The 20,297-nt window shown below is 59.3% G+C and carries 23 protein-coding genes; 13 read left to right on the top strand and 10 right to left on the bottom strand.

What is annotated here, in order from left to right; genetic code table 11:
- The first annotated feature begins 49 nt into the window (after positions 1-49).
- Positions 50-991, top strand: a complete 942-nt coding sequence (locus PL599_RS11430; protein WP_077982095.1) for a patatin-like phospholipase family protein — start codon at positions 50-52, stop codon at positions 989-991.
- Positions 992-1,141: 150 nt separating this feature from the next.
- On the opposite strand, the gene PL599_RS11425 is transcribed toward PL599_RS11430, so the two are convergent.
- Together PL599_RS11425 and PL599_RS11420 are read right to left on the bottom strand one after the other, a co-directional pair.
- Entirely contained in the window at positions 1,142-1,576 is a 435-nt protein-coding gene (locus tag PL599_RS11425; protein WP_080790547.1) for a CBS domain-containing protein, read from the bottom strand.
- Positions 1,577-1,730: 154 nt separating this feature from the next.
- A complete protein-coding gene (locus PL599_RS11420; protein WP_269825145.1) occupies positions 1,731-2,468 on the bottom strand; it encodes a rhomboid family intramembrane serine protease in 738 nt (245 codons plus the stop codon).
- A gap of 354 nt (positions 2,469-2,822) precedes the next feature.
- Here PL599_RS11420 and PL599_RS11415 point away from each other — a divergent pair, with 354 nt between their 5' ends.
- Together PL599_RS11415 and PL599_RS11410 are read left to right on the top strand one after the other, a co-directional pair.
- A complete protein-coding gene (locus PL599_RS11415) occupies positions 2,823-3,380 on the top strand; it encodes a PAS domain-containing protein (RefSeq protein WP_162520389.1) in 558 nt (185 codons plus the stop codon).
- Positions 3,381-3,563: 183 nt separating this feature from the next.
- Positions 3,564-4,181 (top strand): PilZ domain-containing protein, encoded by a 618-nt coding sequence (locus PL599_RS11410; RefSeq protein ID WP_269825146.1) that lies wholly within the window; start codon positions 3,564-3,566, stop codon positions 4,179-4,181.
- A 275-nt stretch (positions 4,182-4,456) separates the two neighbouring features.
- Here the strand turns inward: PL599_RS11410 and PL599_RS11405 are convergent, their stop codons facing one another.
- Positions 4,457-4,639, bottom strand: coding sequence for a hypothetical protein (locus PL599_RS11405; protein ID WP_269825147.1), 183 nt, complete (start codon positions 4,637-4,639; stop codon positions 4,457-4,459).
- Positions 4,640-4,878: 239 nt separating this feature from the next.
- On the opposite strand from PL599_RS11405, the gene PL599_RS11400 reads away from it, so the two are divergent.
- On the top strand, positions 4,879-5,487 hold the full coding sequence (locus tag PL599_RS11400) for a transglutaminase-like cysteine peptidase (protein WP_003523403.1): 609 nt from the start codon (positions 4,879-4,881) through the stop codon (positions 5,485-5,487).
- Between the two features lie 82 nt (positions 5,488-5,569).
- On the opposite strand, the gene PL599_RS11395 is transcribed toward PL599_RS11400, so the two are convergent.
- Both PL599_RS11395 and PL599_RS11390 read right to left on the bottom strand, forming a co-directional pair.
- A complete protein-coding gene (locus PL599_RS11395) occupies positions 5,570-6,004 on the bottom strand; it encodes a DUF1489 family protein (protein WP_077982090.1) in 435 nt (144 codons plus the stop codon).
- Between the two features lie 65 nt (positions 6,005-6,069).
- Entirely contained in the window at positions 6,070-7,473 is a 1,404-nt protein-coding gene (locus PL599_RS11390) for an L-serine ammonia-lyase (protein ID WP_271359065.1), read from the bottom strand.
- A gap of 654 nt (positions 7,474-8,127) precedes the next feature.
- Here PL599_RS11390 and PL599_RS11385 point away from each other — a divergent pair.
- Entirely contained in the window at positions 8,128-8,478 is a 351-nt protein-coding gene (locus PL599_RS11385) for a hypothetical protein (RefSeq protein WP_077982890.1), read from the top strand.
- A gap of 9 nt (positions 8,479-8,487) precedes the next feature.
- Here PL599_RS11385 and PL599_RS11380 read toward each other — a convergent pair whose 3' ends face one another.
- Entirely contained in the window at positions 8,488-9,252 is a 765-nt protein-coding gene (locus tag PL599_RS11380) for a phosphodiester glycosidase family protein (protein WP_269825169.1), read from the bottom strand.
- Between the two features lie 105 nt (positions 9,253-9,357).
- The gene (locus PL599_RS11375; protein ID WP_004442283.1) at positions 9,358-9,519 is read right to left on the bottom strand and encodes an entericidin A/B family lipoprotein; all 162 of its coding nucleotides are present in this window, start codon (positions 9,517-9,519) and stop codon (positions 9,358-9,360) included.
- Positions 9,520-9,711: 192 nt separating this feature from the next.
- Here PL599_RS11375 and PL599_RS11370 point away from each other — a divergent pair, with 192 nt between their 5' ends.
- Together PL599_RS11370 and PL599_RS11365 are read left to right on the top strand one after the other, a co-directional pair.
- Positions 9,712-10,488 (top strand): formyl transferase, encoded by a 777-nt coding sequence (locus PL599_RS11370; protein WP_269825170.1) that lies wholly within the window; start codon positions 9,712-9,714, stop codon positions 10,486-10,488.
- A gap of 92 nt (positions 10,489-10,580) precedes the next feature.
- Entirely contained in the window at positions 10,581-11,501 is a 921-nt protein-coding gene (locus PL599_RS11365) for a methylenetetrahydrofolate reductase (protein WP_269825149.1), read from the top strand.
- 114 nt (positions 11,502-11,615) lie between these two features.
- On the opposite strand, the gene PL599_RS11360 is transcribed toward PL599_RS11365, so the two are convergent.
- Positions 11,616-12,554, bottom strand: coding sequence for a LysR family transcriptional regulator (locus tag PL599_RS11360; protein ID WP_170985519.1), 939 nt, complete (start codon positions 12,552-12,554; stop codon positions 11,616-11,618).
- A gap of 125 nt (positions 12,555-12,679) precedes the next feature.
- On the opposite strand from PL599_RS11360, the gene PL599_RS11355 reads away from it, so the two are divergent.
- Both PL599_RS11355 and PL599_RS22845 read left to right on the top strand, forming a co-directional pair.
- Positions 12,680-12,898 carry a hypothetical protein gene (locus PL599_RS11355; RefSeq protein WP_077982086.1) on the top strand — a complete coding sequence of 73 codons (219 nt, stop codon included), beginning with the start codon at positions 12,680-12,682 and terminating at the stop codon, positions 12,896-12,898.
- A gap of 271 nt (positions 12,899-13,169) precedes the next feature.
- The gene (locus tag PL599_RS22845; RefSeq protein ID WP_077982085.1) at positions 13,170-14,210 is read left to right on the top strand and encodes a GlxA family transcriptional regulator; all 1,041 of its coding nucleotides are present in this window, start codon (positions 13,170-13,172) and stop codon (positions 14,208-14,210) included.
- 60 nt (positions 14,211-14,270) lie between these two features.
- On the opposite strand, the gene PL599_RS11335 is transcribed toward PL599_RS22845, so the two are convergent.
- Positions 14,271-15,746: an NAD(P)H-hydrate dehydratase gene (locus tag PL599_RS11335; protein ID WP_269825150.1), complete on the bottom strand. Its 1,476-nt coding sequence runs from the start codon at positions 15,744-15,746 to the stop codon at positions 14,271-14,273.
- A gap of 357 nt (positions 15,747-16,103) precedes the next feature.
- Between PL599_RS11335 and PL599_RS11330 the strand changes: the two genes are divergently transcribed.
- The 4 genes from PL599_RS11330 (at position 16,104) to hspQ (ending at position 19,358) form a co-directional block, all read left to right on the top strand.
- Positions 16,104-16,442 (top strand): P-II family nitrogen regulator, encoded by a 339-nt coding sequence (locus PL599_RS11330; RefSeq protein ID WP_003515720.1) that lies wholly within the window; start codon positions 16,104-16,106, stop codon positions 16,440-16,442.
- Positions 16,443-16,513: 71 nt separating this feature from the next.
- Positions 16,514-17,923: a type I glutamate--ammonia ligase gene (gene glnA, locus PL599_RS11325; RefSeq protein WP_077982083.1), complete on the top strand. Its 1,410-nt coding sequence runs from the start codon at positions 16,514-16,516 to the stop codon at positions 17,921-17,923.
- Positions 17,924-18,022: 99 nt separating this feature from the next.
- The gene (locus tag PL599_RS11320) at positions 18,023-18,943 is read left to right on the top strand and encodes a DMT family transporter (protein WP_077982082.1); all 921 of its coding nucleotides are present in this window, start codon (positions 18,023-18,025) and stop codon (positions 18,941-18,943) included.
- Positions 18,944-19,028: 85 nt separating this feature from the next.
- A complete protein-coding gene (gene hspQ, locus PL599_RS11315; RefSeq protein WP_003508038.1) occupies positions 19,029-19,358 on the top strand; it encodes a heat shock protein HspQ in 330 nt (109 codons plus the stop codon).
- Positions 19,359-19,450: 92 nt separating this feature from the next.
- Here hspQ and PL599_RS11310 read toward each other — a convergent pair whose 3' ends face one another.
- A complete protein-coding gene (locus tag PL599_RS11310; RefSeq protein ID WP_077982081.1) occupies positions 19,451-20,107 on the bottom strand; it encodes an invasion associated locus B family protein in 657 nt (218 codons plus the stop codon).
- Positions 20,108-20,297 lie beyond the last annotated feature (190 nt).

The following is a 20,297-nucleotide window of genomic DNA, read 5'->3' as shown; positions in this document are numbered from 1 at the left end:
GGTTCCGGGGATAGGACGGAGCCTGACGGAACTGGCAGGGAGTGCAGTCATGTTGGGATGGGGAAATCGTCACAATCAACTTTCGGCTGGCAATCCCGAAGCCTTCGGCAACGAACCGCCGGTCACCCAGATCGTCGACAAGCACCGCATAGCGCTCGCGCTTGGCGGTGGGGCTGCGCGCGGCTGGGCCCATATCGGCGTCCTGCGGGCGCTGGATGAGGCAGGGGTGAAGATCGGCATGATCGCCGGCACCTCGATCGGCGCGCTGGTCGGCGGTTGTTATCTCGCCGGCAAGCTCGATGAGCTGGAAGAATTCGCCCGCTCGCTGACGATGCGCCGCATTGCCGGCCTGCTCGATCTCACCATCGGCGGCGGCGGGCTCTTCGGCGGCATGCGGCTGACCAAGCGCATGCAGGAACATCTGGAAGGCCTGCGCGTCGAAAACCTCGACCATCCCTTCATCGCGGTCGCGACGGAACTGCGCACCGGCCACGAGGTCTGGATTCACCAGGGCGATCTCGTCACCGCGCTGCGCTCTTCCTATGCGCTGCCGGGCATTTTCGAACCCGTGCAGTGCAACGGCCGCACGCTGATCGACGGCGCGCTCGTCAATCCTGTACCGGTTTCGGTCTGCCGGGCCTATGAGCAGGCGCTGGTCGTCGCGGTCAATCTGAATTACGATCTTTTCGGCCGCTCCGCCGTGGTCAAGCACTCCGCGTCGCCATCGCATGGCGGCGTTGCGCCGGCTGTGGAAAGCCCGCCGCGTCCCGGCCTGCCGGGCGTCATGGTGCAGGCCTTCAACATCATTCAGGACAGGATTTCGCGCTCGCGCCTGGCGGGCGACCCGCCCGACCTGATGCTTCACCCCCGCATCAACGATATCGGCCTCTCGGAATTCCATCGCGCCAGTGAAGCCATCGACCGGGGATATGAGGAAACACGCTCCCGCATTCCGGAACTGGAGCGCATGCAGCAGGCATTCCGGCGCTGATGCGCGAGACCCTCATTCCTATGCTTGTCACACGAATCCAGCCGACGCATCTGCTTGGCGGAGGGACTCCTTTCAGCCCAAGGACTTGGGCTGACTAGATTCCTGTGGCGAGCACAGGAATGAGGGACGTGATTCGCGTCGCGAACGAAATCACCCGGCAATATAGGCCTTGATTTGCTCCGCTTCGGCTTCGATCTCGCCAATCCGCGCCTTCACCACGTCGCCGATGGAGATGATGCCGGCAAGGCGGCCATTTTCTTCAACCGGCACATGCCTGAAGCGTCCGCCGGTCATGATTTCCATCAGCTGATCGGTGGTGGAATTATGCTGGCAGCGAATGACATTCTTGGTCATGGCCACCGACACGGATTGCTGGAGGGAGGCGGCGCCCTTGCCCGCCACAGCCTTTACGAGATCGCGCTCCGTGAAGATGCCGAGAACGACGCCATCGGCGTCTGTCACGACGACGGAACCGATCTTGTGAGCGTGCAGCGTTCCCGCCGCCTCACCGATGCTGACCTCCGGACCGACAGTCACGACGTCCCGGCCCTTGCGGTCGAGAAGATCCTTTACGAATGTTGCCATGCCTTCCTCCTCTTTGCAGCGACCCGCAGCGCCGCAGTCTCCCCCGGCGGTTGCAAATCATGGGATATGGTGCGCTGAGGCCCGCATGAATGCAATCCCGGATGGGACGCGCGAAAGCAAATTTGCGCCACGGCCGACAAGGAGCGTGATCGGCTCAGACCAGTCGCCGATCGAAAAGCCCGAAGAACAGGAAGCCGAGCAGAAAGCCGAAGACATGCGCGTCCCAGGCGATTTTGCCGCCGACATCGCCGAACAGCGGCACGCCGACCGCAATCAGCACATTGCCGAACAGCCACATCAGCGTGAAGATCAGCACGGTGCGGTTGGAAAGCGCCCCGAGAATGCTCTGTCTCGGCATCAGATGCCCGAAGGAGGCGCTATATCCACCGCGCGCAGGAAAGGCAAAGCGGCAGGCCGCCCCCATCAGCGCCGAAACGACACCGGACGCCCCGATCAGCACCGTCACATCGCCCCAGTTCAGCGCCGCATGGCCGAAGGCGGAAACGGCAGCGGAAATGCACCATAACAGCACGAAGCGCACTGTTCCGATCCGGCGCAGAACCGGCGCGCCAAAGGCCATGAGCCACAATCCGTTGAAGAGAATATGCTCGATGCCGCCATGCAGGAAAGAATAGGTCACCGGTGTCCAGAGCCATTCCAGACCCTGCTGCGAAAACGGCACCGCATAACGCAGCGGAATGAAGCCGAAGGTGAAGATAAACCAGCCATTGCCTTCCTCCGAAAGAAGATAGGCGGGAACGACATAAGCCACGATCAGCGCGGCCAGAATGCCGACCAGCAGCGACGGCAAGTTGAAGACGGGATTGTTCGTGTCGTCTTTCGGCTCCGGCGTTTCCGAAACCGGCGGCTGTTCGCCGTCCCCGTAGGACATGATCCCATCCCTGTCTTGGTCGAATTTTGCGTTCCCCGAGCAATATAGGAAGCCCGAACGAAAAAAAAGCCGTCCCGCCTTCGAAGCGCGCGACGCCCAAACCGCTATCGGCAAGGACGCCGGGCCGCAGACGGTCCGGCTTGCGGGCTCGCCTTGAAATAACAGGCGACGCCATCGAATTGTGCTGACGGAGCTTTCCCCGACATGGCCGCTCCGATGCCACGACTATAGCCACCGGGCAATATCAACCCTTTGTTAACCTTAATAAATCCACTTGGCACGAAAATCGCTAGACCTCCAGATACAGACGTTCGGATGGACATGATGTCCCAAAAACGAACATGGAGAGATGCTATGAAGAGCATGGCCGGACTGGAGATATACGCTTATTGGGATGAACTGCGCGGCAAGCGATCGGCCCCGCGACGCGAGGACATCGATCCCGCAAAGCTGAAACATCACCTCGGCGATCTTTTTATCCTCACGGACAAGGGAGAGAACACCCCGTTTTTCCGCCTTGCCGGTACACGTCTTTGCGACCTGTTCGGCCGGGAATTGCGGGATCGCCCGTTTTCGGAGTTATGGCAGCCGGCGAACGCCGTCTTCCCCTGCCGCGTCGCGCGCGGCATCCTGCACCACCAGTTACCCGTGGTCTTCGATGTCGAGGCGGAGGATAGCTATGGCGCGGCGCCGCTGGCATTCGAAATGCTGCTCCTGCCGCTGCGCACCGATCCCGACGCCGCCCCAAGGCTGCTCGGGGCGCTGCTTGCGGAGCGGCCGCGACACGAATTCGCCGCACCCATCCAGTGCCTGTCCATAAAGAGCAGCCGCCTGCTGCTCCTGGACATCGCGCCGGAAGGGTATCCGGTGAATGGGATGGCCGCCGATACACCGCGCGCCGAAAGCCGCTGACGGACCTGTTCCAACGCTCCCCGCCCCTCCAGGAGAGGTCCGGCAGCACCCGAATCTCAAAAAAATACGTCAGAACTGTAACGATATTGCCGATCAGAAAAATTGTAGAGATTAAACAATACAGTCTGTTAACTCGCGCAAGGTAGAAACTTACCGTCATCATTCATTACAATTGCGCTGCCCATGTTTTCGTCTCGTTCGGCCAACACCGCCCAAATCCTGCGTCCGGTTGAGGAAGCTCACCTCGACGACGCCGTCCGTGTGTCCTTCACCGGCCGTCTGATGTTGCCCGATCATGAAGAATATGATTGCACCGCAACCGAGATGACCGCCGAAAGGGCGCAGTTCACCTGCCAAGGCATTGCCCGCCGCGGTGATCGCGTCATCGCCTATCTCCAGCATATCGGTCGGATCGAAGGCACGGTGACATCACTCATCGCATCCGGATTCCTCATCGCCATCAACGCGCCGGAGCGCAAGCGGGAAAAACTCGCCGCGCAGCTCGCCTGGATCGCCAAGCGTCAATTGCTCGGCCTGCCGGAAGACCGCCGCCACGACCGTCTGACGCCGCGTAACGCCAAGGCACAGCTCGTTCTGGAAGACGGCGTGCTCGTCGCCTGCCGGCTGATCGACCTTTCCCTGTCAGGTGCGGCCATTGAGATCGAAAACCGGCCGCCGCTCGGAAGCCGGGTCCAGCTCGGCAAGAATATGAGCGGCAAGATCGTGCGCCACTTCATGGAAGGCGTCGCGGTCGAATTCGACCGGGTGCAATCGCCCGACGCGCTGATTGAATTTCTCTAGGACGTTCCATCGAACGCGGCAGGTTTTGCGCCCGTAAGAATACGGCGGCGTCTTCAGCGCGCGTTGCGCTCGCCCCATCGTCTCATAATTGAGAAGATTCCGTGATCGCGGTGTGGCAGTCTACGCTCTGCCCTTCGCGACAGCGTGACGATCATACATCGCTCATCGCGTCCGCCGCTCCATTCTCTGCTTCTCTCCGCCGAACTTCGGTTTTCACGCCATGACCGCGCCGGCTCTGATCCGAGACAGCGCCGCGGACCATTTCGCGCCCTCGCTCAGGTCAGCCGCCGCGCGAACTGGGACGAAAAGCGCTCCGCAAAACTTTTTTTCCGGAAAAAATGCAGTTTTTTTGAAGTTTTTTTGCCGCTTTTTCCTGCCTGTCCCAGCCTGAAACAGCCATCCCGAAACGGGAAATCCACCACTTCCTTGAGCGCCGTGAACCGGCCGCGCGCCGCCATGAAAACCGCAGGACGCGGAAAATCGCTGTCAATACAGCGGTCTAGATGGCTACCAAAAGCCTAAGGCCAAGACGCGTAAAATTGTAATAAAATTTGCTTCAAACACGCATAAAAACTAGTTCGAATACAGTTCAAAACAACGGCTAATTTGCTGAAATTTAAGCTCAAATTGCGCTTCGCAAATTTCCGCCGGGTCAAAATATACCTGCGAATGTCTCCTCACCACGGGGAGACAAGCAATGAACAAGAACAACCGTTTCGTTTTCACTCTGATCGCATTCATCGTCAGCGCCTTCGCGCATCAGGCAAGCGCCTCGCCGGCCGCCGTCATGCGCGTCATCGGCAAAGCCAACCCGCCGATCGGCCACTATGAATTCTGCCAGACCTATCAGAGCGAATGCCAGCCGACCTCGCTGGACAACGGCCCGATGAAGCTGACCGAAGAGCGCTGGAAGACGATGCTCGACGTCAACTACACCGTCAACACCACCATCACGCCGATGACCGACATGGAAATCTATGGCGTCGAAGAACGCTGGGCCTATCCCACCACGGTCGGCGACTGCGAAGACTTTGTGCTCCTGAAGCGCAAGATGCTGATGAACAAGGGCTTCTCCGCCTCCAACCTCCTGATCACCGTGGTTCTGCAGCCGAATGGCGAAGGCCATGCCGTTCTGACCGTCCGCACCGATCGTGGCGATTTTGTTCTCGACAACATGCGCAACAAGGTCATGAACTGGTCGGAAACCGAATATACCTATCTGAAGCGCCAGGACACCGCCAATCCCGGCCGCTGGGTGAAAATTCAGGATGGTCGTGCCACCACTGCGGTCGGCGGCATCAACTGAACCAACAAACGACCTGTCTCCCCAAACGAAAAAGCCGGCTCCGGAAGGATGCCGGCTTTTTCATGTTCAAATCCGTTAAGCGTCAGAGCAGCCCAAGCTCCGCCAGTTCCCGCCTGAGATCGGAAGGCATGTCCTCGCCGCCCATGCCGCCGCCGAGATCGCGTGGCGCCTCGTCGTCCTTCAGGTAACGCCAGCCCTGAAACGGGCGCTTCGGCGCGGGTGAGGTTTCGATGACCTCTGGGCCGAGAATGAGATCGCAGCGGGAAATACCGTCTTCGCCCTTGAAGGAGCGGATATCGAGAAGTGTCTGCCGCGCCTGCACCTGTCCCTTGATGACCCAGTAGAGAGAGCCGCCTTCCAGCAGTTCCTCGACGCGCTTTGGGATCATCCGGGTGGTGTGGACGCTGTGCGGCTCAAGGCCAGCGGCAATTGCTGTCAGCGCGCGGTGCGCGACCCAGTCTCGCAAGTCCTGGATTGAATCCGCGCCAACGCAAAGTTTGATGAGATGTAGAGGCATGCCTCTATCAATGCCTTTTTGCGACGGGCGTCAAGCATCTGCACGACGCCTGCCGCCCTGCCCGCTCAGCACTCCACAACGTTGACGGCGAGGCCGCCGGTGGAAGTTTCCTTGTATTTCTCGCTCATGTCGTTGCCGGTCTGGCGCATGGTCTCGATGCAGGCATCGAGCGGCACGAAATGCTGGCCGTCACCCTTCAGCGCCAGCGAAGCCGCTGTTACCGCCTTGACGGCGCCAAGCGCGTTGCGCTCGATGCACGGCACCTGCACGAGGCCCGCGATCGGATCGCAGGTCATGCCAAGGTGATGTTCGAGCGCGATCTCTGCGGCATTCTCCACCTGTTCGGGCGATCCGCCCATGACCGCGGCAAGACCCGCCGCCGCCATGGCAGCAGCCGATCCGACTTCGCCCTGACAGCCCACTTCCGCGCCCGATATCGAGGCATTGTGCTTGATGATGCCGCCGATGGCGGCGGCCGTCAGCAGGAAGTCCCGCACGTCGTCAATCGTCGCATCCTCATGGAAATGCCGGAAATATCTGACGGTGGCCGGAACGACACCAGCCGCACCATTGGTCGGCGCGGTCACCACACGGCCGCCGGCGGCGTTTTCCTCGTTCACGGCCATGGCATAGACGCTCAGCCAGTCATTGGCCATGACCGGGTTCAACCGGTTGCTGCGCCATTCCGCATTCAGCTTTTCGTAAATGGAGCGGGCGCGGCGGCGCACCTTCAGACCGCCAGGCATGATGCCATCCACTTTCAGACCGCGCTCGATGCAGCCATTCATGGCTTCCCAGATCTGGTCGAGACGCTCGTTCAGTTCTTCGCGGGAAACCACCGTCTCCTCGTTGGCGCGCTTCATCTGGGCGATGGTGCGGCCGGAACGGGCCGCCATATCCAGCATTTCCCGCGCCGTCCCGAAGGGATAAGGCACGCGCGGACCGTTATCGATGGTCTTGCCGCGCTGCTTGATCGCCTCCAGTTCCGTATCGGTCACGACGAAACCGCCGCCGACGGAATAATAGATGCGCTTGATGAGAAGCCTGCCCTGATTGTCGAAGGCGGAAAAAGTCATGCCGTTGGCGTGGCCGGGCAGCGGGTTCTTCTTGTCGAAGACCAGATCCTCGGCCGGATGGAACAGATAGGACGGGTGACCGGGCGGTGTGACCGTGCCCGCCTTTTCTACCGTGTCGATGATCGCATCCATGGCATCGGGATCGACAAGGTCCGGCCGCTCGCCGGTCAGGCCGAGGATGACGGCACGCCCGGTGCCATGGCCAATGCCGGTAAAGGCGAGAGACCCGTGCAGGCTGACCTTCAGCTGCGCCACGGCGGCACCCGAGGGACGCGGCCACTCATCGCTGAGGATCAGCGCCAGAAAGCGGTTTGCAGCCGTCATCGGCCCCATCGTATGGGAGCTGGAAGGACCAATACCGATCTTGAAGACGTCGAAAACCGAAAGAAACATGAAATATACCCTGCGTCATGGATTCCGCCGCATCATATCCAAAGCTGCAACGGATCGCCACAAAAGAGCGGCACCGGCTTTTGCAGCTGCGACATGAGCGTCCCGGAAACGAAAACAGCACGGTTTCCAGAGGAAAACCGCGCCGTTTCAAAACCCGTCATTCAGGAGAAGTGCTTATGGGCTGCCAAAAATGTATGTCAATGCGAGAAAAGCGGCAAAGCCTGCAAGTGCGCGCAAAGTGACGCCCCAGCAGGATTTCTGAGCGGTTTCTTCCATGATTACTCCAGCTATTCACTCTCCGGGGGATCTTCAAGACCCGGCCCGTTGAGCCAAGCATTTATTAAAATCCGGCGGCGAAGGCAAATGCAAAAAGCGGCTAAATGAAGGCGTTTTTGACAGGCTGCCATTCGCGGTATGCATAGGTATGTGAAAAAACAAGGTGTTAGCGCGATGTGTGTTTAAGCGCCATTTTGGCGATCGCCGCAATTTAGGCTAAAGTGTAACCGTTATTTAAAGCTTTCCCACAAACGCCTGTTGAAAACTCATTCGGCAAAACACCTTAGAGTCGAATTTCTTTCGCCGAAGCGCCGAGTCTTGAAAGGCCGCGATTGCTGCTTTATCGACGTTGGCAACGACAACGATGCGAGTCTTTCCATGCAGCAGGCATCCTCCTTTCCTGATCGCGAAACGGTCGCGTCGAAACTCACTTCGCTTGGCAGTGAGGATAAAGCCTGGGTGCTGCTGTTGATGGAAAACGCCCTGCAGGACGAAAACCTGCTGGCCGGCCTCAATCTTTATCTCGACCGGCAGGCCAATGCCCGTTTCCTCAACAGCCTGAAACTGGAAACGGCGGGCGAATGGCTTGGCGGCAATGCCCCTGCCCGACTGCAGATTCGCATCACCGAAACCGCAAGGGCCAGCCAGCACCCCGCCTATATCGCCTTCCGCAAGGGGTTGACGGCATCGGCCGGTCTCGAAAAAGCCTATCCCAAGGCGCCGATCTGATCGGCCCGCCTAGTCCGGCACCCTGTCGACAACAGCGATAATCGGCCCCATCGGAAAGAGCGAGTCCCGCCTTTTCATCGCGGGAATATCGACGCTTGAGATCGTGCCGTCGAGATAGAGCGCGTTCGGCGCATCCAGCACATCCCTGAACAGCGTGGCGAAATCGTAAAATCGCACGGTATTTTCCGAAATCGCGAAATGCACCATGCCGTCGCGGGAAACGCCGACGCCGTTGCGCCGCTTCAGACTGTCGCTATCGGGCAGAAAGCGCGGATGCAGCGCGCCGTCTATGACGAGCATCGGCCCGGATTGCGTAGCGAAATCCGGTTTCGGATCCGCCGCCAGATAGGCCCCGGTTTCCAATACGCCAGCCTTGTCCCCCTTCAGATAAAACACGCCGTTCGGCAGAAGGTGAAAATTGCCCCAGCCGCCCCGCGTGCTGATCGATGAGCGCTCCACCCCATTTTCAATGTAGAGGCCGACCGGCGAATAGTCGGAATGATACATGCCGCCGTTCATGGCGAAGATGCTGAACACATGCTGGCGCCACAGGGCTGAAGAAAGATCGGCGAAATTCCGATATCCCTGCCCGGAGATATGGTCGCGATCATAAATACGGATGGTATTCTTCGCCGGATCGAAACTGCAGACGATATAGCGCCCACCCGCATGGTCGATGGCCTTGCAGAAATCCGCCTGCCCGCCGGCCTGCGCGGAAAATGGCAAAAGCAACGGCAGCAGCAACTGCGCCAGTTTCTTCATCGATAAAATCATGCCCGCCCCTTTGATTCTCATCAGGCGAACATTCGCAGGGAAATTCGGTCAAAGAAAAGGCGCCGCCCTGGTTTTCGGGCAACGCCTTTCCGGGAGGGGAGTCGATTAACGGCGCGCTGCGCGGTCCACGCTGCGGCCGGCATCCTGCGTCGCGTCAACGGCGTTTGCCGTATCCCGGCCCATGCCGCGAATGGTGTTGCCGCAGGAACTCAGGGTGACAACGGTCAGCAAGGCCACGAAAACGGTCGAAAGAATACGTGTAATCATGTGAAACTACTCCCCTATGCCTTGCCGTCCAAAGGCAAGCGCCGATGTGATATGCGTCACAATAACGTGAGTCCGAAAAAACGGTTCCAGCGGCATTTCAAAAAATCCCGTCGATGAAAATTAACATGGTTTTGAAGTTCACGCGTGAAACTCGGCATCTGGATCATGGCTTAGGAAAATCCCGTGGGTGATATGACTGACTTCAACAATCGGCTTCTGGTGATGACGGCCGGGGGCGCAAACCCCAATGTCATGATCAATGCGCTGGCGACACGATTTCCCGATATCCATGTTTTCATGGAACAGCCGGAAAGCAAGTCGGTGATTTTCCGGCGGCGTGCGCGCCGACTGGGTTGGATAATCGCCGCAGGCCAGATGGCGACGATGATCGCCTCACGGCTCGGCAAACGCTTCACGGTGCGTAGAAGCGCTGAGATCATCGCCGAACACGGTCTTTCCGCCGATCTCCACCACAGCCTTCCCGTCACGCAATTCGCCTCGCTCAACGATGAAGAATGCCGCAACGCCGCCAATCTGCTGAAACCGGCGGCGATCTTCACCATTTCCTGCCGCCTGCTGACGCCAGCCACGCTGCAAGCCCTGCACTGCCCGGTCATCAATTTCCACGCCGGCATCAACCCCGCATATCGTGGCCAGATGGGCGGTTACTGGGCACTGGTGGAAAGGGACCGCGGCAATTTCGGCGCGACCGTGCATCTGGTCGACAAGGGTGTGGATACCGGCGCCACGCTCTACGAAAAGCGGCTGAAACCCTCGCCTTCCGACACGATTGCCACCTATCCGCTGCTCTTGACCGCCGCTTCGGTGGATATCGCCGTCAGCGCCATAGAGGACGCCCTTTCCGGCAGCCTTGCGCCGCAGCCGCCTTCGCCCGGCAAATCGGTACTGCGCTTCCCGCCAACCATCTGGACCTGGCTGTGGAATGGCCTGACGAAACGAATCTGGTAAAACCGCACGTCAATGAATGTGGAGGCGAGCTTCGTCGCAGATGCAAGCCTGTCTTGCCGCAACAGGCACAGACTTCGCCGCGAAATAGGTGCATGGTAATAAAAAGGATCACGCACAAATTGCCCGATATTTCCGCTGCTCCCATCATTCCCGCCTCCATCGAAGCCTCGCCCGCGCAGGTGCTTGGCGCGACCGACCTTGCTGGCCTTTTTCCGCAGGGCGTGCGCGTCTATCTCACCGACACCGGAGCAGCCTCGCAGGAAAGGCTCGTTGAAGCCGCAGCGCATTTGCGCGACTTCGGTTACGAACCGGTGCCGCATCTTGCAGCACGACGCATCCCTTCAAGCGCGGCGTTTGTAGAACAGGTCAGACGGCTTGCCGGAGAAGCGGGCGTAACAGATGTTCTGGTTGTCGGCGGCGGCGTCGAACGGCCGGTCGGCCCCTTCGCATCCAGCATGGACATGTTGTCCACCGGCATTTTCGACCGTTGCGGCATAAATCAGATTGCCATCGCCGGCCACCCCGAAGGCAGCCCGGACTTCAACGACGACACGGCAATGGCCGCACTCCGGTTGAAACGCGATTTTGCGGAAAGAAGCGATGCCGCCATGCGCATCGTCACGCAGTTCGGTTTTGATCCCGCCCGTTTCATCGCCTGGGCGGAAGGGCTTATCGCGTCTGGCATTGAGCTCCCGGTGCATATCGGCGTTTCCGGCCCGGCCAAAATCACGACGCTCTTGAAATATGCAGCACTCTGCGGCGTCGGCAATTCCATTGCCTATCTGAAGAAAAACGCGCTTTCCCTGACGACGCTTGCCAGAGGACACTCGCCGGAAAGCATCGTCGGGCCGATTGAGCGGCACTGGCAGGCCAATCCGCAAGGGCCGATACGGCAAATTCACGTCTTTCCCTTCGGCGGATTGCAGAATTCGGCCGACTGGCTGGTCAAACGTGGAAGCTGGCAAACCGGCGCAGCGGACCGTTCTGCATCGCCGGATTCAAGGGCTGGCTAAAGCATTTCCGGGAAAAGCGGACCCCGGTTTCCGTCCGGAAATGCGCCAAAAATACTCTAAAAACCGCCATTCTGGCCGCGCGACGGGCCATGGCCGCCGCGTACTCCCGAGGCCTCAAGCCGCCTTGGCAACCTCGAGAAACGCATTGCGAATGCTTTCAGCGACGGCAAGAACAGGACGGGACGCCTTGTCGCCCATGATCAGGCGGATATCGAAACACCCAAGCTCCGGCAGGCCTTCCTTCTCGCCCAGAATGACCATGTCGTTCTGCACATAAGATCGCGGCAGCGGCGCGATGGCGAGATCGGCGACAATCGCCGCACGTTGCGCCATGGTATGACCGCTGAGATAGGCTACCCGGAAATTGCGCCCTCGCTTTTCCAGCGAATTAATCGCTTCCGAACGCCAGATGCAGCCGTCTTCCCAGATGGAGATGGGCAGCGGATCGCGCAAATAGGCGGCGCCGCATTTGGCGCCTGCCCAGACAAGCCGCTCGCGCATCAGCACCTCGCCCGTATCCCGCAAGGGATGGGAGGCGCAGTTGACGAGGGCGAGATCGAGCCTCTGCTCATCCATGCGCTTGTAGAGATTGGAGCTGGAATCGATGGTGACGTCGATCATGATGCCGGGGAAAGCCTCGGCGAAGCGCTTGAGAATGCCCGGCAGCAGGCCGCGCTCGCCAATATCCTCCGGCGCGCCGAGACGGACGACGCCGGAAAGCTCGGGCATGACGAAACGAGACACGGCCTCGTTGGACAACGCAATCATCCGCCGCGCATAGGTCAGAAGCGTCTCGCCATGCGCCGTCAATGTCACCGAGCGGGCGTCGCGCAGGAAAAGCGTCGTTTTCAACTGCTCTTCGAGCTTCTTGATCTGCATGGAAACGGCGGAAGGCGTTCTGAACACCACTTCCGCGGCGGTGGAGAAATTTCCCGTTTCCGCGATGGCGACGAAGGTTCTCAATATGTCGTTATCCAGCAACGGCAGCGGCTGGCGGAAAGTCACGGTCATGGCACGCACCTTCAAATATTTTGATTTATAGATGGATATCATTTCGTTTGATTGAATGTCAACAAGCGCGCACCATCCGGGACATCGATTGACGGGGAGCATCGAGCCTCGTCGGCGGCGACTATAGAAATCGCAAACAGGATCGGGGTTCAGGAAAGGATCAAGACATGACCATGATACATTATCTACCGGTGGCGAACCGTTCCTCGCACCGTCCGTCATCCAGCGGCTGGCTTCATCGCCTGTCCGACCATGTTTCCACCCGTTATGCGGCATGGCGTCGCGAAAAAATGCTTCGTGCACTGGAAGCACTGCCTCCTGAAACATTGAAGGATATCGGATGGCCGACGACGGACAACAGCCGCATAAACGTCATCCGCAGATGACATTCAAACGATGGCTCGCAACGTTTTCAGATGTGCGAGCCATCCCCGCCAACCCGTCTAGTGCAAGGACGAGCGCGCAAAACAGCCTGCCTGTTTTACATGCGACACACCGCCTTTTTTTAAGACTTGTCGCAAAATTTGCATATTTCAAAAGCGATTTTTTGACAGCCCCGATTCCACGGCGTATTTTTCGTTAAAGATGTCGTAGGCAGGACATCCAGAAGACCAATTCCAAGAGAGGAATTGCGTATTCGCAACGGAGCACGGGCAAATGAGCAGGAACTCCCAGAAGAAACGCTCAATCGTCTTTTTTCTCATTCCGCAATTTACCATGCTGCCATTCGCTGCAGCGGTTGAAACGCTTCGCATCGCCAACCGAATGTTGGGCTATCAGGCCTATGAGTGGCGCCTCTCCTCGCTTGATGGCCAGAAGGTCATGTCATCAAGCGGCATCTGTCTGGAGGCCGACACCTGTCTTGCCGATGAGCGGCGTTACGTCAGCGGCGAAAACCGCCCGGAAATGGCGATCATCTGTTCGGGCATCGATGTGGACCAACACATCAACAAGTCCGTCAACGCCTGGCTGCGCGAAGCCTATAATCGTGGCATCGCCATAGGCAGCCTCTGTACCGCCGCCCATATTCTGGCACAGGCCGGCCTTTTGAACGGCAAGCGTTGCGCGATCCACTGGGAGAACCTGCCCGGTTTTTCCGAGGCCTTCCCGCAGGTGGAAGTCTATGCCGACCTCTTCGAAGTCGATAGCAACATCTACACCTGCGCCGGCGGCACGGCTTCGCTTGACATGATGCTGAGCCTGATCGGCCAGGATTTCGGTGAAAACCTCGTCAACCGCGTCTGCGAACAGCAATTGACCGACCGGGTGCGCAGTCCCAATGACCGTCAGCGCCTGCCGCTGCGCGCCCGCCTCGGCGTCCAGAACAGCAAGGTCCTGTCGATCATCGAATTGATGGAAGGCAATCTCGCCGAACCGCTGTCGCTGCTCGACATCGCCGACGCGGCCGATCTTTCGCGCCGGCAGGTGGAACGCCTCTTCCGCCAGGAGATGGGTCGCTCGCCCGCCCGCTATTATCTCGAAATCCGCCTCGACCGCGCCCGCCACCTGCTGGTGCAATCGGCCATGCCGGTGGTCGAAGTCGCCGTCGCCTGCGGTTTCGTCTCCGCCTCGCATTTTTCCAAGTGTTATCGCGAAATCTATAACCGCACCCCGCAGCAGGAGCGCGCCGAACGCAAGCTCCTGATCAGCGCATCGAGAATGGCTATGGCGAATCAGGCGGGCAAGGCCGCGCATTGAGAAGGCGGCTCTAACCTCTCAGGCGCGATGGTAGGCGCCTGGCCTCAACCGGAAAACAGTTCACAAAAACGGCCGAACCGCATGACCAAGGTCCTCCGCCGTCATGCCGTCACCTGCCCTATGGCCGGCCTCGCCATGCAGCCAGACCCCGGCCGCAGCCGCTTCGAAGGCCGGCGTACCCTGCGCCAAAAGCGCGCCGATGACGCCGGCCAGCACATCGCCTGATCCAGCCGTAGCAAGGCTCGCCGGCGCATTGGTGTTGACCAGCGCCCGGCCGTCGGGTGCGGCAATCACCGTGTCCGCACCTTTATAGACCAGCACCGCGCCACTGCGCGCCGAGGCGATCTGCGCCCTTTCGATCTTGCTCAACATCTTGTCGGCGACAAGATCGGGAAACAGTCGCGCAAACTCTCCCTCATGCGGCGTCAGCACGAATTTGCCCGCGCCCGACCCGACGCGCGCAAACAGGGCCTCCCTATGATCGCTGAAAGCCGTAATTGCATCGGCATCCAGCACCACCGCCTTGTCTCCAAGCAGGGACACGTATTGCCGCGCCTTTTCGAGATCGCCGAAACCCGGGCCGAGAACGAAAGTGCCATGACGCCTATCATCCAGCCACGACCGCAGATCGTCGGCATCGTCCACCGGCGCGTTCATCACCGCCGTTAGCGTGACGGACAGCACGTCGAGCGCTTGCCTCGGCGCGGCGATGGTGACGATCCCCGCCCCCGCCTTCAGTGCACAAAGCGCGGTCATGCGGCTTGCACCCGTCGCATGGGCCGGGCCGGAAAACACGGTCAGGTGCCCGCGACGGAATTTGTGGGTTTCCATATCGGCATGAGGCAAGACATCCCGCCAGACCGGCGGGCTATTTTCTGCCACCGCTCCCGCGTGGGCATCGAGGATACGGGACGGAATGCCAATATCGAACACCTCGAGCGTTCCACAAAGCGCCCGCCCCGGCATCAGCAGATGACCCGGCTTGCGCGCCATGAAGGTCACCGTACGCTCAGCCCTGAACGATGCACCGAGAGGCACGCCCCGTCTGCCGCAGAGGCCCGAGGGCAGATCGACGGCGAGAACCGGCGCCTTCGCCTGCGTGACCGCCTCGATCACGCGGATAAGTTCCTGCGGAACATCGCGGGACAATCCAGCCCCGAATACCGCGTCGATCACCACGTCGCCCGAGAACGGCCTATAGTCGCCGAGCGGCAGCGGCGTCACGCCGCTTCGCTGGAATGCCGTCCGCGCATCGCCCCTGAGCGCGCCGACATCGCCGAGATGATGAACCGCGACGACCGCTCCGCTGTGCAAAAGCGCCCGCGCCGCCACATAACCATCGCCGCCATTATTGCCGCCGCCGCAGAGCACGACGAAACGCAGCGCCTGTGGATAGTGCCGCAACGCGGAAGAGGCGACCGCCTGACCCGCCCGCTCCATCAGATCATAGAGCGGAATGCCGGACTGCCCGGCCGCCACATCGACAAGCGCCATCGTAGCAGGATCGAAAAGGGAAAACGGAGACAGGAATTTCATGCCCGATCATCCCTTCAAAACGCCGAAAAGGCAATCGATACAAAAATAAGCAATTTTGTGCGACGAAATAATAATCAAATGCATAAAATATAGACAATCAATCCGAGCCACACCTGCGCGCCTTCAAATATCAAGGACTCCTAAAATAATACAAATGCGCATAAATGCTGGTCGATTTTTCGCGTTTCGGCGAGAAATTGGCTGGAAAAGCGCAAAAAGCGAATGCATTTTGTGCCGGAAGGCCGGGGGATCGAAGTTTTTTCTTCAAGCCCGCTTCCGATCTGGCACAATACGTGCATTCTTGTGGCAGAGCGGGAGTTACCTGCTTTAACGGGAGAAGCGGAGAGATATTTTCTCATGAAAAAGATCGAAGCGATCATTAAGCCTTTCAAGCTCGATGAAGTGAAGGAAGCCCTTCAGGAAGTCGGACTTCAGGGAATCACGGTCACGGAAGCAAAAGGCTTTGGTCGTCAGAAGGGACACACGGAACTCTACCGCGGTGCGGAGTACGTTGTGGACTTTTTGCCGAAAGTGAAAGTCGAAGTCGTATTGGCGGACGAGAATGCGGAAGCCGTCATTGAGGCGATCCGCAATGCGGCCCAGACAGGACGTATCGGCGACGGAAAGATTTTTGTTTCCAATGTCGAGGAAGTCATCCGCATCCGTACCGGTGAAACAGGCGTTGACGCCATATAATCAAGAACGTCCCGAGCCGGGGAGGCTTGGGTTTTCACCTCGTCATCATCACACTCAAGGAAAATGTTTAAATGACGACCGCAAACGATATCTTGAAGCAGATCAAGGATAACGACATCAAGTTCGTGGACCTGCGCTTTACCGACCCCAAGGGCAAGCTGCAGCACGTCACCATGGATGTTGTCTGTGTGGACGAAGACATGTTCGCCGATGGCGTCATGTTCGACGGCTCCTCGATCGCCGGCTGGAAGGCCATCAACGAGTCCGACATGGTGCTGATGCCCGATCCGGCCACCGCCCATATCGATCCGTTCTTCGCCCAGTCCACCCTCGTCGTCCTTTGCGACATTCTCGACCCGGTCTCGGGCGAAGCCTATAACCGCGACCCGCGCGGCACCGCCAAGAAGGCCGAAGCTTACCTTAAGGCATCCGGTATCGGCGACACGGTTTTCGTCGGCCCCGAGCCGGAATTCTTCGTCTTCGACGACGTCAAGTACAAGGCAGACCCCTACAACACCGGCTTCAAGCTGGATTCGTCGGAACTGCCCTCCAACGACGACACCGATTACGAGACCGGCAACCTCGGTCACCGCCCGCGCGTCAAGGGCGGTTATTTCCCGGTTCCGCCGATCGACAGCCTGCAGGACATGCGCTCCGAAATGCTGACGGTTCTGGCCGAAATGGGCGTCGTCGTCGAAAAGCACCACCATGAAGTCGCTTCTGCGCAGCACGAACTGGGCGTGAAGTTCGACACCATGGTCTCCAGCGCCGACAAGATGCAGATCTACAAGTATGTCGTGCACCAGGTCGCCAATGCCTATGGCAAGACGGCAACCTTCATGCCGAAGCCGATCTTCGGCGACAACGGTTCGGGCATGCACGTTCACCAGTCCATCTGGAAGGGCGGCAAGCCGACCTTCGCAGGCGATGAATATGCCGGCCTCTCCGAGACCTGCCTCTATTACATCGGCGGTATCATCAAGCACGCCAAGGCGATCAACGCCTTCACCAACCCGACCACCAACTCCTACAAGCGTCTGGTGCCGGGTTATGAAGCGCCGGTTCTGCTCGCCTACTCCGCGCGCAACCGCTCGGCTTCCTGCCGTATCCCCTTCGGCTCCAACCCGAAGGCAAAGCGCGTCGAAGTCCGCTTCCCGGATCCGACCCAGAACCCCTATCTCGGTTTTGCGGCCATGCTGATGGCCGGCCTCGACGGCATCAAGAACAAGATCCACCCCGGCAAGCCGATGGACAAGGACCTTTACGACCTTCCTGCCAAGGAACTGAAGAAGATCCCGACCGTCTGCGGCTCGCTGCGCGAAGCGCTCGAAAGCCTCGACAAGGATCGCAAGTTCCTGACCGCCGGCGGTGTGTTCGACGACGACCAGATCGACTCGTTCATCGAACTGAAGATGCAGGAAGTCATGCGTTTCGAAATGACCCCTCATCCCGTCGAATTCGACATGTACTACTCGGCCTGATCGGCCCTGCGAGCGCTCTACAGGAGCGCTCGATCCATCTCGGCGGTTTTCCCCGGAAAGCCGCCGTTTTCTTTTGGAACCCAGCCATCATTGCGAAGAATGTCGAACAAGCCAGCCTCTCAGCAAACGCGCCTCACGGACTGGCTCATCTTTCTGGCGGTGCCGTTCTTTTTCTCCAGCAATGTCATTTTCGGCCGTGGCGTCGTCGGCGAAGTCTCGCCTTTCATCGCCGCCTTCATTCGCTGGATCGGCTCGACCCTCATCATCGCTCCCTTCATGATCGCGGACTGGCGCAACTGCCTTGCTTTCGTGCGGCGGAAAACGCTGCTCTGGCTCGTCCTCGGCATTCTGGGCATGGGAATTTGCGGCGGCGTGGTCTATTGGGGGCTGACTATGACGACGGCCGCCAACGGCACACTGATCTATACGACGTCGTCGCTGTTCATCATCCTGTTCCAGCGCGTCTTTCAGGGCCGCCCGATCCGCAAACTCGAAGTGGCTGGCATGGTCATCGCCTTTGCCGGCGTGGCGGCCATCGTGCTGAAGGGCGATGTGTCCGCCCTCTGGCGCCTGAATTTCAACATTGGCGATTTCGCGATCCTGACCGCAGCCATCTGCTTTGCGATCTACTCGCTGCTGCTGCGCGATCCCGCCGCGCGACAGATGGCCTCTTTCAGCCTTTTCGGCCTGATCGCCTTTTCCGGCGCGCTCGTGCTTCTGCCGCCGGCGGCGCTGGAACTGGCGCAGGGCGGCATGTTGCCCGCCACCCCAATGGCCTGGGCCAAGATCGGCGGCATCATCCTGTTCGCCTCACTCTTGGCCTTTTATTGCTTCACCCATACCGTACGCGTCTTCGGTCCCGCCACGGCGGGGGTCACGCTTTATATGATGCCGCCGGTCTCGATCCTCATGGCCACGCTGTTCCTCGGGGAGACCTTCGAGGCCTATCACGCCGTGGGAATTGTGCTGGTCACCGGGGGCGTCATTCTGGCCACCGCGCCGATCGGCAGAAGACGCTGAGCCGGCCGGCAGACAGCCTCAAACCGCTAGGTCTTGATATTTCGCATTACGCACCCAACTAGTATTGGGAAAGGAAGTTCATGCCATGAAACAAAGAGACGCAAAATTCACGCTTGGCGAGATCGTTCGCCACAAGGTGTTTCCGTTCCGCGGTGTGGTGATCGACGTGGACCCGGAATATGCCAATACCGAGGAATGGTGGAACGCCATCCCCGCGGAAATCAGGCCGGATCGCGACCAGCCCTTCTATCATCTTCTGGCTGAAAACGAGGAGACTGAATATGTCGCTTACGTTTCCGAACAGAACCTCGTCCATGACGAAAACGAGACGCCGCTGAGAAATCCCAATATCGGCCGCATCTTCGACAAAGCACCTAACGGCGAATGGCGACCGAAAATGTCGACGGCGCATTGACGCCGCGCCAACTTTCTCCCGCCCTCCCCGGGACATAAAAAAACCGGTCTGTCGCCAGACCGGTTTTTCTGTTCCTGAAGCTTACGCTGCAATCAGGGCTTCGGCGCGCCCTTGGCGGCATCCTGTGCGGCTTCCAGCTTCTTGCGGGCCTCTTCAGCCTTCTTCTGCATGCCTTCCTGCAAGCTGCGCTGGCTTTCGGCAAGCTGCGACTGCGAGATGGCCGGACCGTCAAAAGCGCCGGTGAAACCGGTGAGCGCGATCTTGATGGGGTTCGGTGCGCGGCGGAAGTTGATGGAGGTGAAGACCACCTCGTTGCCCTTCTTCAGCGAAGCGATCATGGCGTCCGTCAGCGGAACTTCGGCCGTGCACTTGTCGGGCAGGCAAACGGCGTAATCGAGCTTCTGGCCCTTGCCGCCGTCGATCTGCATCATCACGCCCGGAGGGATGAGACGCGCGGTGGGGACCGAGACCTGCAGCAGCTTACGGTTGACCTTACCTTCAACGGTAATGAGGCCGACAGCCGTGATCATCTGGCCGTTCTGGGCAAGAACCACGTTCTGCACGACGCAGACGTCGTTGTCTTCCTGCTTGGAGCAGGTCTTGAACCAGCCGAGCGGCGGAGCGCCAGCGCCCTGAGCGGCGGGAGCAGCATCCTGCGCCTGCGAGATTGCCGGAGCAGACATTGCGCCGAGAGAAAGGACCAGAGCGGACAGAGCTGTCCGGGTGAATGTGTTTGCCTTGTGCATCATAAGAGTTCCGTCTCCTGAATGTCTGCCAGAACAGAACCGCAAGATCCTGTTCGCCGATGGCGGTATCCTTCTGCCCGTTCAACTGTCGTTTAAATGAGGCAAATGCGTGACCCGTCTCTTCCGGCCACCCTGTTACATGCCGATCGCGGCGATATCCAGCACTTCTTTAACTTTTTCTTGAGCGGACCCA

Origin of the sequence: Agrobacterium sp. ST15.16.055 (assembly GCF_027956555.1) — a bacterium.
Lineage (GTDB): Bacteria > Pseudomonadota > Alphaproteobacteria > Rhizobiales > Rhizobiaceae > Agrobacterium > Agrobacterium salinitolerans.
This window is presented reverse-complemented; position numbering and strand designations above follow the sequence as displayed.